The 14093-nt window shown below is 67.4% G+C and carries 13 protein-coding genes; 5 read left to right on the top strand and 8 right to left on the bottom strand.

Annotated features, from left to right (window positions below; translation table 11 throughout):
* Positions 1-19 precede the first annotated feature (19 nt).
* The gene (locus A5707_RS12770; RefSeq protein ID WP_065014815.1) at positions 20-2005 is read left to right on the top strand and encodes a M13 family metallopeptidase; all 1986 of its coding nucleotides are present in this window, start codon (positions 20-22) and stop codon (positions 2003-2005) included.
* A 74-nt stretch (positions 2006-2079) separates the two neighbouring features.
* On the opposite strand, the gene A5707_RS12765 is transcribed toward A5707_RS12770, so the two are convergent.
* The 3 genes from A5707_RS12765 to A5707_RS12755 form a co-directional block, all read right to left on the bottom strand.
* Positions 2080-3111 (bottom strand): L,D-transpeptidase, encoded by a 1032-nt coding sequence (locus tag A5707_RS12765; protein ID WP_065014814.1) that lies wholly within the window; start codon positions 3109-3111, stop codon positions 2080-2082.
* 117 nt (positions 3112-3228) lie between these two features.
* Positions 3229-4461 carry an MFS transporter gene (locus A5707_RS12760; protein WP_065014813.1) on the bottom strand — a complete coding sequence of 411 codons (1233 nt, stop codon included), beginning with the start codon at positions 4459-4461 and terminating at the stop codon, positions 3229-3231.
* A gap of 107 nt (positions 4462-4568) precedes the next feature.
* Complete coding sequence (locus A5707_RS12755; protein ID WP_065014812.1) at positions 4569-4859, bottom strand: metal-sensitive transcriptional regulator; 291 nt, start codon at positions 4857-4859, stop codon at positions 4569-4571.
* 124 nt (positions 4860-4983) lie between these two features.
* On the opposite strand from A5707_RS12755, the gene ilvD reads away from it, so the two are divergent.
* Both ilvD and A5707_RS12745 read left to right on the top strand, forming a co-directional pair.
* The gene (ilvD, locus tag A5707_RS12750; protein ID WP_065014811.1) at positions 4984-6702 is read left to right on the top strand and encodes a dihydroxy-acid dehydratase; all 1719 of its coding nucleotides are present in this window, start codon (positions 4984-4986) and stop codon (positions 6700-6702) included.
* 91 nt (positions 6703-6793) lie between these two features.
* On the top strand, positions 6794-7774 hold the full coding sequence (locus A5707_RS12745) for a nitronate monooxygenase (protein ID WP_065014810.1): 981 nt from the start codon (positions 6794-6796) through the stop codon (positions 7772-7774).
* Positions 7775-7777: 3 nt separating this feature from the next.
* Here A5707_RS12745 and A5707_RS12740 read toward each other — a convergent pair whose 3' ends face one another.
* Positions 7778-8437 carry an O-methyltransferase gene (locus A5707_RS12740; RefSeq protein WP_065014809.1) on the bottom strand — a complete coding sequence of 220 codons (660 nt, stop codon included), beginning with the start codon at positions 8435-8437 and terminating at the stop codon, positions 7778-7780.
* 171 nt (positions 8438-8608) lie between these two features.
* Between A5707_RS12740 and A5707_RS23325 the strand changes: the two genes are divergently transcribed.
* Positions 8609-8755 (top strand): metallothionein, encoded by a 147-nt coding sequence (locus A5707_RS23325; RefSeq protein ID WP_082969432.1) that lies wholly within the window; start codon positions 8609-8611, stop codon positions 8753-8755.
* 29 nt (positions 8756-8784) lie between these two features.
* Here the strand turns inward: A5707_RS23325 and A5707_RS12735 are convergent, their stop codons facing one another.
* From A5707_RS12735 to A5707_RS12720, 4 genes are all read right to left on the bottom strand, one after another.
* Complete coding sequence (locus A5707_RS12735) at positions 8785-10845, bottom strand: beta-glucosidase (RefSeq protein ID WP_065014855.1); 2061 nt, start codon at positions 10843-10845, stop codon at positions 8785-8787.
* Between the two features lie 82 nt (positions 10846-10927).
* Positions 10928-11440, bottom strand: coding sequence for a TIGR04338 family metallohydrolase (locus A5707_RS12730; RefSeq protein ID WP_065014808.1), 513 nt, complete (start codon positions 11438-11440; stop codon positions 10928-10930).
* Positions 11437-12186, bottom strand: a complete 750-nt coding sequence (locus tag A5707_RS12725) for a DUF2786 domain-containing protein (RefSeq protein ID WP_065014807.1) — start codon at positions 12184-12186, stop codon at positions 11437-11439. Before A5707_RS12725 ends, A5707_RS12730 begins: the two co-directional genes overlap by 4 nt.
* Positions 12187-12229: 43 nt before the next feature.
* The gene (locus A5707_RS12720; RefSeq protein ID WP_065014854.1) at positions 12230-13069 is read right to left on the bottom strand and encodes an alpha/beta hydrolase; all 840 of its coding nucleotides are present in this window, start codon (positions 13067-13069) and stop codon (positions 12230-12232) included.
* Between A5707_RS12720 and A5707_RS12715 the strand changes: the two genes are divergently transcribed.
* Entirely contained in the window at positions 13017-14087 is a 1071-nt protein-coding gene (locus A5707_RS12715; protein WP_082969431.1) for a sigma-70 family RNA polymerase sigma factor, read from the top strand. The two genes, A5707_RS12720 and A5707_RS12715, sit on opposite strands and share 53 nt — an antisense overlap.
* The last annotated feature ends 6 nt before the right edge of the window (positions 14088-14093 follow it).

Here is a 14093-nt window from a genome sequence, read left to right as displayed (position 1 = left end):
AAGATGGAAGGATGGCGGGGTGACGGTAGAAGCCATCCGCTCGGGCATCGACCTGAGCCACGTCGACGCCAATGCCCGCCCCCAAGACGATCTGTTCGGCCACGTCAACGGCCGCTGGCTGGACGAGTACCGGATCCCGCCCGACCGCGCCACCGACGGCGCCTTCCGCTCGCTGTTCGACAGGGCAGAGATTCAGGTCCGTGACCTGATCGCCGAGGCCGGCCAAACCGGCGCGGCCGCTGGCTCCGACGAGCAACGCATCGGCGACCTCTATGCCAGCTTTCTCGACGAGGACGCGGTGGAGCGCCGCGGCGTGGCGCCGCTGCTCGACGAGCTGGCCCGGATTGACCAGACCGCCGACCGCGACGCGCTGGCGGCCGTCGTCGGCGCGCTGCAGCGCACCGGCGTGGGCGGCGGGGCCGGCATGTACATCGACACCGATTCGAAGAATTCGACCCGCTACCTGATGCACGTCACCCAGTCCGGCATCGGGTTGCCCGACGAGTCCTACTACCGCGACGAGCAGCACGCCGAGTTATTGGCCGACTACCCCGGTCACATCGCGCGGATGTTCGCGCTGGTGTACGGCGGGGATGCGGCAGAGCACGCCGAGACCGCCGCGCGCATCGTGGCCTTGGAGACCAAGCTCGCCGCCGCGCACTGGGACGTGGTCAAACGCCGCGACGCCGAGCTCACCTACAACCTGCGCACATTGGCGGATTTGGAGACGCAGGCGCCGGGCTTCGGCTGGGCCGGCTGGGTGGACGGGCTTGGCAGCACGCCCGAGCAAGTCACCGAACTTGTTGTGCGCCAACCCGATTACCTGACCTCGTTCGCGGCGCTGTGGCGCGACGAGGAGTTCGACGACTGGAAGCGGTGGGCGCGGTGGCGGGTGATTCATTCCCGAGCCGGGTTGCTCACCGATGCGCTGGTGCGCGAGGACTTCGCGTTCTACGGTCGCAGGTTGACCGGGACCGAGGAGATCCGGGAACGCTGGAAGCGCGGCGTGTCACTGGTGGAGGGTCTGCTGGGCGACACCGTCGGGAAGCTTTACGTGCAACGGCATTTCCCGCCGGACGCCAAGGCCCGCATCGATGCGCTGGTGGACAATCTGCGCGAGGCGTATCGGATCAGCATCACCAACCTGGACTGGATGACACCGCAGACGCGGCAACGCGCGCTGGACAAGCTGGACAAGTTCACCGCCAAGGTCGGCTACCCGAAGACATGGCGCGACTACTCGGCGCTGGTGATCGACCGCGACGACCTCTACGGCAACTACCGCCGCGGGTATGCGGTCAACCATGACCGCGAGCTGGCCAAGCTCGGTGGTCCGGTCGATCGCGACGAGTGGTTCATGACACCGCAAACCGTCAACGCCTACTACAACCCGGGGATGAACGAAATCGTCTTCCCCGCAGGGATTTTGCAGCCCCCCTTCTTCGACCCCGAGGCCGACGACGCCGCCAACTACGGCGGTATCGGCGCGGTGATCGGCCACGAGATCGGCCATGGCTTCGACGACCAGGGCGCCAAATACGACGGCGACGGCAACCTGGTCGACTGGTGGACCGACGAGGACCGCACCGAATTCGGCGCGCGCACCAAAGCGCTGATCGAGCAGTACGAGGTGTACACACCGCGCGGGCTCGACGACGGCCACCACGTGAACGGCGCGTTCACCGTCGGGGAGAACATCGGCGATCTGGGTGGGCTGTCGATCGCGCTGCTGGCCTACCAGCTGTCGCTGAACGACGGCCCGGCCCCGGTGATCGACGGGCTGACCGGCGTGCAGCGGGTGTTCTTCGGCTGGGCGCAGGTGTGGCGCGCCAAATCACGTGAGGCCGAGGCGATCCGGCGCCTGGCGATCGACCCGCACTCCCCGCCGGAGTTTCGCTGCAACGGCGTGATCCGCAACCTCGACGCGTTTTACGACGCCTTCGACGTGGCCGAGAACGACAAGCTCTACCTGGACCCGGCCCGCCGGGTTCGCATCTGGAACTAAGTCCTGATCGCGAAAGTGCAACTACCGACACGTTTTACGAGTAACGCCGTCGGCAGTTACACTTTCGCGACGAGCTAGATCTGCCAGTCGTTGGAGCCGTCGTTCTTGTTGTAGGTACCGACGGAGTTCTTCACCACGATGGGATCACCGGTGCCGAAGTTGTCGAAGAACCACTTGGCGTTGGACGGGCTGATGTTGATGCAGCCGTGGCTGACGTTTCGTTTGCCCTGATCGGCCACCGACCACGGCGCGCTGTGCACGAAGTCACCGCTGTTGTCGAACATCACGGCGTTCTCGACATCCACCTTGTAGCCGTAGGTCGAGTTGACCGGCACCCCGTAGGTGGTGGAATCCATCACCATCTTGGCCTTCTTGTCGAGCACGTAGTAGGTGCCGTTGGCCGTGTGGTGCCCGCCGGCCGCCATCCCCATCGACATCGGGATGGTTTTCTCCACGGTTCCGTTGCGGGTGACGGTCATCGTGTGGGTGGCGTCGTCCGCCGTTGCCACCAGCGCGTCGCCGGTGTGGAAGTCCGACGTGGTTCCGGCGGCATCGATGTGCACGTTGGTGTGGGCCGGCCAGAAGTTGATCGGACGCCAGCGCACTTGGCTGGGTGTCATCCAGTAGAACTTGCCAGGCACCGGCGGGGTCGACGAGATGTGGATCGCCTGCTCGGCCATCGGCTTGTCGGCGATCGGCCGCTGGAAGTTGATGATGATCGGCTGGGCCACCCCCACCATCGAGCCGCTGACCGGCGTGAAGGTCGGCGGCAGGAACGGCGGCTGGCCGGTGAACGGCTCCGGGTTCTGCCCGGCGACCGGTCCGGCCGGGGCGGCAGCCGCCGGTTGCGCCGCACCCGGCGGTGGGCCCGCGAGCGGGTCCGCGGGCGGCGGCGCCGGTGCGTCTGGCGGCGGCGGGGGCGGCGCGAACGGATCAGCCCACGGCGGCGGGGCCGGCGCGTCGGCCGGCGCGGCGTCCACCGCAGCCGGATCGGGCGGCGGCTGGTCGGGGTCGGCCAATGCCGAACCACTGCCCAGCGTCAGTACAGCGGCCATTCCGGCCGTACTGGCAGCGGCGACGAGAAAACGCCTCGTGCGTCGCGACATATGCATACCTCCAGTCACAATCTCAACCAGTGTGGCACAGCGCGGCACTCCGCTCCCGGCACGGCGGCCGCCGCGCAACGCTGACCTGCTGCGTTAATCGCTGGGCAGTGGGGAACGTTACGGCCGCTGCGCCGGCACCGGGACGTCGAACATGTGCCGACTCGCCGTCATGCCGGCCAGCGCAACGGCCATCAGGGCCGCCGACGCGGCCAGCATCACCGGGACGCTGTGCTCAAAGAGCAGGCCGCCGGCCAGGGAGCCCGCCATGATGCCGACCTGAAACGCCGTGACATATAGCGCCGACGCGCCGTCGGGATCGTCGGCGGCGTTACGCATCGCCGCCGACTGCAGCAGCGGCGACACGGCAGTCGCCATCGCACCCCACAGCACGATGGCGCCGGTTCCCACCAGCGCGGTGGTCGCGGTGGCTCGCCCGCCGAAGGCGAGCCCGGTCAGCAGCACGAACGCCGCCGCCAAGCCGGTCATACAGATGATGACCGCACGCTTGGGTCGGCGGTCCAACGGGCGTGCCACCACCGGGACGGCCACCAGCCCGGCAACGCCGTATATGGCCAGCACCCAGGCCAGATTCGGTCCGCGGATGCCGACGACGTCGCGGATGATCACCACGATGAAGGTGTAAGAGATGAAATGGGCCCCGACCGCCACCATGGTGAGCAGGCTCACCGTCCATAGCCGGCCGTTGCGGTGGTGACGGGCTGCCGGGCCCACCCGCTCGAGTTGTTCGGCAGACAGCACCATCTCCGGCAGGATCAGCCAGGCGGCGGCGGTGACGATCGCGGCGGCGACCGTGACGCACACGACGGCCCACCGCCAGCCCCACACCAAGCTCATCGCCGCCGTCAGCGGGCTACCGACCACCAGCGCCAGGCTGGTGCCCACGTAGATCGCCGTCGTCGCGCGGCCGGCGTGGCTGGGCGGCACCAGCCGGGTCGCGATCGGCGCGATCACCGACCACATCAGACCGTGGGTGACCGCGCAGAGCACCCGTCCGCCGGCCAGCACCGCGAAGTTCGGGGCCAACGCCGAGATGAGCTGGGAGGCGGTCAGACAGACCAGGGTCAACAGCAGCGTGCGCCGTCGCGGCCAATGCGCGGTCCAACGCACCAGCGGGATCGTCGTCAACGCCGCCACCAGCGCGTACCAGGTCAGTAGCGTGCCGACCAGAGCCAGGCTGACGTGCAGATCGCGGGCAATGGCCGGCAGGGCGCCTACCGGCACCACTTCGGCAGTGACATAGATGAACGCCGCCGCGGCCAGCACCGTCAACTGCATTGCGATCCGCGGCGTCCACGGTCTGGTGCTGGTTGTTCCGGTTCGGATAGTCATGGCGTCGGGTGTGGCGTCGGCCGGCTTACGAGCGATCGCGCTGCACCTACCGTACGCACTGCCGCCACGCCGACTACTCAATCACGCGATTTGGCGCGGCCCGCGGATCAGGACCGGACGAGTCGCGCGATCGCCGCAGAGGCTTCGGCGAGCTTCTCCTCGGCGTCGTCACCGCCGTCGGCCACCGCGCGGCTGACGCAATGGCCCAGGTGTTCGTTCAGCAGGTTCAGCGCCACCGAGCGCAGCGCGCTGTTGACGGCGCTGATCTGGGTGAGGACATCGATGCAGTACTTGTCGTCATCGATCATCTTCGCGATGCCACGCACCTGGCCCTCGATGCGGCGCAGCCGCTTGGCGTAGTTGTCCTTCTGTGGCGAATACCCGTGCGCGGATGTCATCTACCCTCCCAGCATCTCGGTGTCGAGCTGTCCGGTTCGCGCCGGCACACCGCCAGAGTACCCTATACCCCTGTAGGGTATTAAAGAATTTGGGCGGCTTCGAGGTCACGAGCATACTTGGCCAATGGCCCACAGCACTGACTCGTCGACCGTCGTCCCGGACATCAAACCCCGCAGCCGCGACGTCACCGACGGCCTGGAGAAAGCCGCCGCCCGTGGCATGTTGCGCGCGGTCGGCATGGATGACGACGACTTCGCCAAACCCCAGATCGGGGTGGCTTCGTCGTGGAACGAGATCACGCCGTGCAACCTGTCGCTGGACCGGCTGGCCAAGGCCGTGAAGGAGGGGGTGTTCGCGGCGGGCGGGTATCCGCTTGAGTTCGGCACGATTTCGGTGTCCGACGGCATCTCGATGGGTCACGAGGGCATGCACTTTTCGTTGGTGTCCCGCGAAGTCATCGCCGACAGCGTCGAAACCGTGATGCAAGCCGAGCGCCTCGACGGCTCGGTGCTGTTGGCCGGCTGTGACAAGTCGCTGCCGGGAATGCTGATGGCCGCTGCCCGCCTGGATCTGGCGGCGGTGTTTCTCTACGCCGGCTCGATCCTGCCGGGGCGGGCCAAGCTGTCCGACGGCAGCGAACGCGACGTGACGATCATCGACGCCTTCGAGGCGATCGGCGCGTGTGCGCGTGGCCTGATGCCGCGCGAGGACGTCGACGCGATCGAGCGGGCCATCTGCCCCGGCGAGGGCGCCTGCGGCGGTATGTATACCGCTAACACCATGGCCAGTGCCGCTGAGGCGCTGGGGATGTCGCTGCCCGGCAGTGCGGCGCCGCCGGCGACCGATCGCCGCCGGGACGCCTTCGCGCGGCACAGCGGTCAGGCGGTGGTCGAATTGCTGCGTCGTGGCATCACCGCCCGCGACATCCTCACCAAGGAGGCCTTCGAGAACGCGATCGCGGTGGTGATGGCGTTCGGCGGCTCGACCAACGCGGTGCTGCATCTGCTGGCCATCGCCTACGAGGCCGGCGCCGAGCTGTCGTTGGCGGACTTCAGTCGCATCGGGTCCAAGGTGCCGCACTTGGCCGACGTCAAGCCGTTTGGCCGCCATGTGATGTTCGACGTCGACCGCATCGGCGGGGTGCCGGTGATGATGAAGGCGCTGCTGGACGCGGGCCTGTTGCACGGCGACTGCCTGACGGTGACCGGCAAGACCGTCGCCGACAACCTCGCGCACATCGCCCCGCCGGATCCCGACGGCAAGGTGCTGCGGGCCCTGAACAACCCGATCCATCCGACCGGCGGCATCACCATCCTGCACGGATCGCTGGCGCCGGAGGGTGCCGTGGTGAAGTCGGCCGGCTTCGACTCCGACGTCTTCGAGGGCACCGCAAGGGTTTTCGACCGGGAGCGGGCGGCGCTGGATGCTCTCGAAGACGGCACCATCACTGCGGGCGACGCGGTCGTGATCCGCTACGAGGGCCCCAAGGGCGGGCCCGGAATGCGAGAGATGCTGGCGATCACGGGCGCCATCAAGGGCGCCGGCTTGGGCAAGGACGTGCTGTTGCTGACCGACGGCCGGTTTTCCGGCGGCACCACCGGCTTGTGCGTCGGGCACGTCGCCCCCGAGGCCGTCGACGCCGGACCGATCGCCTTTTTGCGCGACGGCGACCGCGTCCGGCTCGACGTGGCCAACGCCACCCTCGACGTGCTGGTCGATGCCGATGAGTTCGCTGCTCGCCGTGCCGGTTTCACCCCGCTGCCGCCGCGGTACACCACCGGCGTGTTGGCCAAGTACGTGAAGCTGGTCGGTTCCGCAGCGATCGGCGCAGTCTGCAGCTAAGTCTCCTCTTGCGCGAGCGTGCGTGTCCCCGGCCGACACGCCGAGCGTGTCGCCGGGTCCGCGCACGCTCGCGCCGAACGAAAGGTAAGCGATGGACATCGCGGACCGACTGCGACTCGACGTCCCAATCGGCCAAGCCGGCATGGGCGGCGGGCTGGCAGGCGCCCAACTGGCCGCTGCCGTCGCCAACGCCGGCGGCCTGGGCACGCTCGGGCTGGCGCCGCCGAGCCAACTGCGAGCGGCGATCGACCACGTGCGGGCCGAAGCCCCCGGCCGCGCCGTCGCGGTCAACCTGCTCATGCCGTTCGTGCGGCGCGGCCACGTCGACGTCTGCGTCGACAACCGGGTCGACGTCGCGGTGGTGGCCTTCGGCGGTGACCGTGGCATCGTCGAGCGCCTGCGCGACGCCGGGATCTTCGTTTTCGTGATGGTCGGCACCGACACGCAGGCCCGCGAGGCAATCAGATGGGGCACTGACGGTTTGATCGCACAAGGCCGCGAAGCCGGCGGTCATCTGGTCGGGACCATACCGGCGCTCGAGTTCCTACCTCAGGCGCTGGCGGCGGCCGACAAGCGTCCGGTGTTCCTAGCCGGCGGTATCGCCACCGCCGCCGACACTCGCGCAGCCCTCGACAACGGAGCCGTTGGCGTCATCGCCGGCACGAAGTTCCTGCTCACCGAAGAAGCCGGCGCGCATCCCGAATACCAGCGACGCGTGCTAAGTGCCGACAAGACGCTGGAAACCACGCTATTCAGCGTGAGTTGGCCGCTGCGGCACCGCGTTGTTCCGAACGCGGCCACCCATCGCTGGTGCCGCGGCGACGGGACGGCCAAGACCTTGCCCACCGCCATCGGCGCGAGCAGCCGATGGCTGTCCCTGCTCGCTAATGTCAACCCGGGCAAGCTCATCCGGCTGCAATCTGCTGCGCTGCCGGTGTTCACCCCGCTGGCCCCGCTGGCCGGCATGCCGGATTCTGCGGTGGACTCTTGTGCCCTCTACGCCGGCGAAACCGCGTTGCGGATCAGCACGATCACCTCGGCCCAGCAGGCGGTCGAAGATCTGACGCCCTGACGGCTATTTGACCAACGCCATCGCGAAGCCGTCCCACTCTTTGACGCCGACGGTCTGGAGCACCGCGGTGTCCAGTCGCGGGTGCTCACCCATCACCTGTAGTGTCTGCCGCACCACCTGCATCAAACGGTCATCCGGTTTCGGCGCCAAGATGTGCCCTTCGCGAATCACGTTGTCCACCACAATGACTGACCCCGGCCTGGTCAGCCGAACCGCCCAATCCAGGTAGCCGAGATTGTTTTCTTTGTCGGCATCGATGAATACCAGGTCGAACGGGCCGCCGGTCAGCGTCGGCAACGTCTCCAACGCGGGGCCGACGACGACCTCCACCCGGTCATCGACACCCGCGCGGGACATGTTGGCCCGCGCCACCTCCGCGTGTTTGGGTTCGTATTCCAGCGTCACCACCTGCCCGTCCGGCCCGGCTGCGCGCGCCAGCCAGACGGTGCTGTAACCACCCAGTGTGCCGATCTCCAGGATTCGCCGCGCCCGGATGGCACCCGCCAGCAGATAGAGGAACTTGCCCTGTTGAGCTGAGACGGCGATCTGCGGCAGCCCAGCTGCCGCGCTGGCGTCCAACACCGCGGTCAACTCCGGATCATCGCCGACGACGGTGCTGTCCAGGAATGCGTCGACGTCCTTGGGGTTGGGCTGCGAGGTCATGCGGTCCACGCTAGCGGATCGGCACCACAACTTTCCGCCGCCGGGGCTTTACGGCATACCCGTATGGGGTATATGGTGAGCGGGTGGTTGTCCGCACCACGGACAGGCACTCGGAAATACCGGATCCCGCGAGCAACTGGGGATCCCCGACACAGATAAGGGCGAAACAACATGGGCAGCAACGAGGCAGGGACTGTTCTCACCTGTGGCCACGAGGGCTGCGGGTGCCGTGTTCGTATCGAGGTCGCGTGCCATTGCGCCGGTGCGGGCGAACCGTACCGCTGCACCTGCGGTGATGAACTGGTCGCCGTCAGCTAGTTAAGAAATTCGCGGTCCGAGCTAGCCGGTCATCGCCCGAAGTGGCGACCGGCTAGCTCGACTTCCGCGGCCAGTTCCAACGCGGCCGCCGACACGCCGACTGCCACGGTGTAGGTGCCCGCATCGATCCGCCAGTCGCCGGCATCACCGTCATAGCGGGCCAGTAGCCGCGGATCCGCCTCGATCGTGACCTGGCGGGACTCGGCCGGCTCCAGGTCGACTCGTTCGAATCCGAGCAATCGCATCCGTGGCCCCGTCGGGGCCGTCGTCAGGTATAGCTGTGGCACGTCGGCGCCGCGGCGCTCGCCGGTATTGGTCACGGTGACGCTTGCGGTGACGGTGGCGCCGCCGACCAGACGCAGATCGTGATACGTGAAGGCCGTGTAGGACAGGCCGTGTCCGAACGCGAACAGCGGAACGTGGCCTTGCTGGGCGAACCACCGGTAGCCGACCTCGGCACCTTCGGCGTAGTCGATGGTGGTTTCAGTCCCCCACTGCTCGCCAAGCCCCGGCAACTCGGGCCGCGGGGTCTGGCCCAGGTCGACGGGAAACGTGATCGGCAATCGACCCGACGGATTGACGTGCCCGGCAAGGATTTCCGCGATCGCCTGGCCACCGGCCTGCCCCGGATACCAGGCCTGCACAATCGCCCCGACCGCGTCGCACCAGGGCATCTCGACCGGATTGCCGGTCTGCAGCACCACCACGGTATTCGGGTTGGCGTCAGCCACAGCGGCAATCACCGCGTCTTGACCCCAGGGCAGCGACATGTCGACGCTGTCGAGACCTTCCCCTTCCACGCGGATCGCGAACACGATCGCGACCTCTGCGCGTCGCGCCGCCACCGCCGCCTCCGCCGGACTGACCCCGGGATCGAATTCCACGCGGCCGCCCGGTAAATGGTGTCTCAGCTCAATCATCGGCGACGACGGCAACAGATACAGATTACGCAGGCCGCCGGGCCAGCCCAGCGGAATCACCTGGGCATAGCCACCGGGCGGCACCACGGTGCTCGATCCGCAACCGGCCACCACACCGAGCTGCGCGGATCCACCGACCACGACGACGTCAGCGTCTGACGAAAGCGGCAACACCCCATCGTTTTTCAGCACAACGATGCCCTGCCGGGCGACCTGTAGCGCGATGTCGTGGTGGGCACGCATATCCGGCGGGGACGCGGTGCCCCATCGGTCAGCGCCGACGGCGAAAACCGACCGCAGAATCCGGCGCGTCATGTCGGAGAGGCGCTCAGCGGACAGCTTACCTGCGGCGTGGGCGGCTTTGAGCTGGTCGCCGAAGGGCTCGGCCTGCCAGAACACTGCGTCGATCTGCGCTCCGGATTCCTGGTCAAGGCCCTTGAGCGCGAACTCCCAACTCGGTGTAGCGCCCCAGTCGGACATCACCCAACCGCGGTATCCCCAAGCACTTTTCAGCACATCGTTGATCAGCACGTCGTTGCCACTCGCGGGATCGCCGTTGATTTTGTTGTAGGCGGTCATCACCGCGCCGGGTTGTGAACGCTCGATCGCGATTTCGAATGCCAGCAGGTCGGATTCGCGATGAGCGGACGGTTCGATGACGGCATTCAGCCAGTGCCGGTTGGTTTCGTTGCAGTTCAGCGAGTAGTGCTTGATCGTGGATATGACACCCTGCTGCTGAATCCCCTCGATCGACGCGGCGGCCATGGTGGCGCTCAAAAGCGGGTCCTCGGAGAGGTATTCGAAGTTTCTGCCATTGCGTGGATCGCGGGCAAGGTTGATACCGCCAGCCAGGAGCACGTTAAAGCCCCGGCTGCGGGCCTCACACCCGATGGCCACACCAGCGGCGCGGGCCAACTCGGGATCGAAGCCGGCGGCCAGCGCCAGACTCGCCGGCAACGCGGTGGCCGTATCTCCTGGCCGGAAGCCGGGGTTGGTGATCCCCAGGCTGGCATCAGTCATCAGCAGTGCCGGCACACCAAGGCGCGGGATGCCGGGCACATAACCGGCGCTCATCGGGACGTCGGGCGGAATGCGCTCGTCACGCACCGGCAACAGCTCGTTGGCGCCCATCACACTGCGCAGCAGCGAAAACCGCTCGGCGTCGGTCATCTGCGCATCGACCTCGCGGGCACGAATGTCAGCGTCGGTCGGGAGCGCCGCGCCTACTTCGCTCACCCGCTCAACGCTAGACCTACTCGACGCCCTCTCGGGCGTACACCACGCGCAACACGTATCCGAGCTCCGGACCCATTACCAGCTCAGCCAGTGTGCACATGGTTGCCACGAACTGGGGTCCGTGCGGCGGCTGGGCGTCGCACAGATGGTGGGTGATCTCGTGCAGTACCACCAGTTCACGCATCGCCCAGTCGGCGGTGTCGCGATCTGGCACCGCGATAACCCCTGCGCCGTCGTGGCTTTCGTAATGCGCCGCGGTAGCGGCCCGCCGCGAGCGCACCCGCAGCGGCGGGATGCCCGGCCAGCGCTGCCGTACGGTCGGCAACGCCAGCACGTCGTCGACGTAGCGCTGCACCGCCGCCACCGAGCCAAACCGCGCTTCCGGCGGCAGGGTCAACCGCCCGCCGAAGAATTCGACGTCGCCCGACCCGTGCTCAGCGGCGCGCTCGAAGAGCGTTCGAACGAATTCCTCAGCGGCATAGACCTTCGAGCGCTGCGCGTCGCGGGGAGCAGAGTCTTCGGTGCTCACCGACCCAGCGCGGTGTGCGCCCCCGACAACTCCGGGCTGGTGCCCAGCCGCGCCCGCTTACCGGCCCGATCACCGGCCCGCCGCGCCGCCGACGAGTAGCCCGCCGATGCCCGGGTGGCCTGCCAGGTACCACGCGCTTTAGACGCCCCTCGGTAATAGTCACGCAACTCGATCTCTTTGTTGCGCAGCGCGATAGCCGTTCCCGGAGCACGGCCGCGATCCTTCTTGGCTTCGCGCTGAGTCTGCTCGCGGGTCTCGGCCAGTCGCTGACCGATCCGAGACCCGAACGCCAGCTGAAAATTCAGCCGCGCGGTGATCGTCGGGGTAGGTCGGTGCGCACCGCTAGCGATGTAGGCATCCGAGGCGCGCACCATTTGGACCACCAGGCTCGCGTACAGCGCATGGGTGGTGTCGATGTCCTCGGCGAACCCATAGGCGTAGACGAACGCCGAGTTCGACGCCACATCGCAGCGCACGTCGTTGGCGTGGGCGATCACCACGAACAGCTGCACGTAGGTACGCAATCCTTTGGTGCCGGCATCGCCGATGCTGATGGTCCGCTGGACCGGCGTCTGCGCGGGCGTGCGCTTGGCGGCATGTGAGCGGGCTACCGCCAAGTCGATGGATGTCGCAGTGGCCAACCGTTGCGCGGCCGCCATGAACGCCTCGGCCTCATGGACGTTGTCGGTGCCTTCGGCTTGGCGCAGCAGGGCGGCGATCCGCGTCAGCATCTTGTCGTCGGTCATAGGGCCAAGTTAGTAGACCGGGACGAGATCGCCTTTCGGCTATTCACAGCCGCGCGTCGATCCACGAAACCACGTCGTCGAGCACCTGATCGCGCTCGGGCTCGTTGAACACCTCGTGGTACAGCCCGGGATAGACCTTCAGCTCGACGTCTGAACTGCCCACCGCCTCGACCAGCCGGTGACTGCCCTCGACGGTGATCAGCCGATCTTCGGAGCCGTGCACGACCAGCAGCGGCGCGGTCAGCGCCGGCGCGCGATGCGGCATCGTCTCGCCAACCAGCAGCAGCGCGCGGGCGATGCCGGCGGGAACCTTGCCGTGGTGCACCAACGGGTCGCTGTTGTAGGCGTCGACGACGGCGGGATCGCGGGATATCGCGTTCGCGTCGAGTTCCTGCACGGGCAGACCTGGAGCGACGGCGCCGAGCGTCTTGGCCGTCAGCGCCAGCAGCTTCGGCACCGCGGATTGCGCGGCAACAGCAGGCCCGGACAGCACCATCAAGTCGTAGTTGTCCGGCCGTTCGACGCCGTACGCGAACACAATGCCACCACCCATGCTGTGGCCCAGCACGATGCATTGGCATCCGGGGTGCTCCCTGGCGGCGATGCCGACAAGGGTGTCGAAATCGCCGGTGTATTCAGAGATGTCTTTGACCAGCACCCGCTTGCCGCCCGAACGGCCGTGCCCACGGTGATCGAGCGCATAGGTCACCAGGCCGGCCGCACCGAACCGCTGCGCAACGTGGTCATAGCGGCGGGCGTGTTCACCCAGGCCGTGGGAGAGGACGACAACCGCGCGCGGCGTGGTGTCGGGGGACCAGACGTCGTAGACGATGCGTACGCCGCCGACGCCGTCGAAGTGTCGTTCGGTACGGGTCGTAGTCATCACGGGCAGCATGTCACACGTTCTGCGTAGGCTCACTCGGGTGAGCCTTCTCGCAGAAAGCCTCGACGGCGGCGATTTCTCCACCTGCGCCGAGCCCTACCGTCGTGAACTGCTCGCGCATTGTTACCGCATGACAGGTTCGCTGCACGACGCCGAAGACCTGGTCCAGGAAACCTATCTGCGGGCCTGGAAGGCCTTCGACCGTTTCGAGGGCAAGTCGTCGGTACGGACCTGGCTGCACCGCATTGCCACCAACACCTGCCTGACTGCGCTCGAGGGCCGGGCGCGTCGGCCGTTGCCGAGCGGGCTGGGGGCGCCCAGCTCGGATCCGACTGCGGAGTTGGTGGAACGCACCGAGGTGCCGTGGCTGGAGCCGCTGCCCGACCCGTCGAACGATCCCGCCGACCCCGCGGTGATTGTCGGCTCGCGTGAATCGGTGCGGTTGGCGTTTGTCGCGGCGCTGCAGCATCTGTCACCGCGGCAGCGGGCGGTATTGGTGCTGCGCGACGTGCTGCAGTGGAAGGCGGCCGAGGTGGCCGCGGCGATCGGCACGAGCACCACCGCCGTCAACAGCCTCCTGCAACGGGCCCGCGCCCAGTTGGAAACGGCCGGGCTCAGCGCCGACGATCGCCTGGCGCCGCCGGATTCGGCAGAGACGCAGGATCGGTTGGCCCACTACATCGCGGCGTTCGAGGACTACGACGTCGACCGACTGGTGGAGTTGTTCACCGCCGAGGCGATTTGGGAGATGCCGCCGTTCCTCGGCTGGTATCAGGGTCCGGCGGCGATCGCCACCCTCATCCGCCACCAGTGCCCGGCGCAAGCAGCCGGTGATATGCGCCTTCTTCCGTTGGTCGCCAACGGCCAGCCCGCCGCGGCGATGTACATGCGCGACGGCGACAGCCATATCCCGTTCCAACTGCAGGTGCTCGACGTCACCGACACCGGCGTCAGTCATGTCGTCGCGTTCCTCGACACGTCACTGTTCGCGAAATTCGGCCTGCCCGCCTCCCTCTAACCGCCG

This window comes from Mycobacterium kyorinense (assembly GCF_001672775.1).
In the GTDB taxonomy this organism is placed as follows: Bacteria; Actinomycetota; Actinomycetes; order Mycobacteriales; family Mycobacteriaceae; genus Mycobacterium; species Mycobacterium kyorinense_A.
The sequence above is the reverse complement of the archived record's forward strand: the minus strand, read 5'-3'. Positions and strand labels throughout refer to the sequence as shown.

Coding starts and splice junctions, on each gene's coding strand:
- A5707_RS12755 (WP_065014812.1), bottom strand. CDS start 4,859: ATGACATCCGCGCACGGGTATTCGCCACAGAAGGACAACTACGCCAAG.
- A5707_RS12725 (WP_065014807.1), bottom strand. CDS start 12,186: ATGACCGACGACAAGATGCTGACGCGGATCGCCGCCCTGCTGCGCCAA.
- A5707_RS12720 (WP_065014854.1), bottom strand. CDS start 13,069: ATGACTACGACCCGTACCGAACGACACTTCGACGGCGTCGGCGGCGTA.
- A5707_RS12735 (WP_065014855.1), bottom strand. CDS start 10,845: ATGACCGACGCCGAGCGGTTTTCGCTGCTGCGCAGTGTGATGGGCGCC.
- A5707_RS12715 (WP_082969431.1), top strand. CDS start 13,017: ATGCGTACGCCGCCGACGCCGTCGAAGTGTCGTTCGGTACGGGTCGTA.
- A5707_RS23325 (WP_082969432.1), top strand. CDS start 8,609: ATGGGCAGCAACGAGGCAGGGACTGTTCTCACCTGTGGCCACGAGGGC.
- A5707_RS12765 (WP_065014814.1), bottom strand. CDS start 3,111: ATGTCGCGACGCACGAGGCGTTTTCTCGTCGCCGCTGCCAGTACGGCC.
- A5707_RS12740 (WP_065014809.1), bottom strand. CDS start 8,437: ATGACCTCGCAGCCCAACCCCAAGGACGTCGACGCATTCCTGGACAGC.
- ilvD (WP_065014811.1), top strand. CDS start 4,984: ATGGCCCACAGCACTGACTCGTCGACCGTCGTCCCGGACATCAAACCC.
- A5707_RS12760 (WP_065014813.1), bottom strand. CDS start 4,461: ATGACTATCCGAACCGGAACAACCAGCACCAGACCGTGGACGCCGCGG.
- A5707_RS12745 (WP_065014810.1), top strand. CDS start 6,794: ATGGACATCGCGGACCGACTGCGACTCGACGTCCCAATCGGCCAAGCC.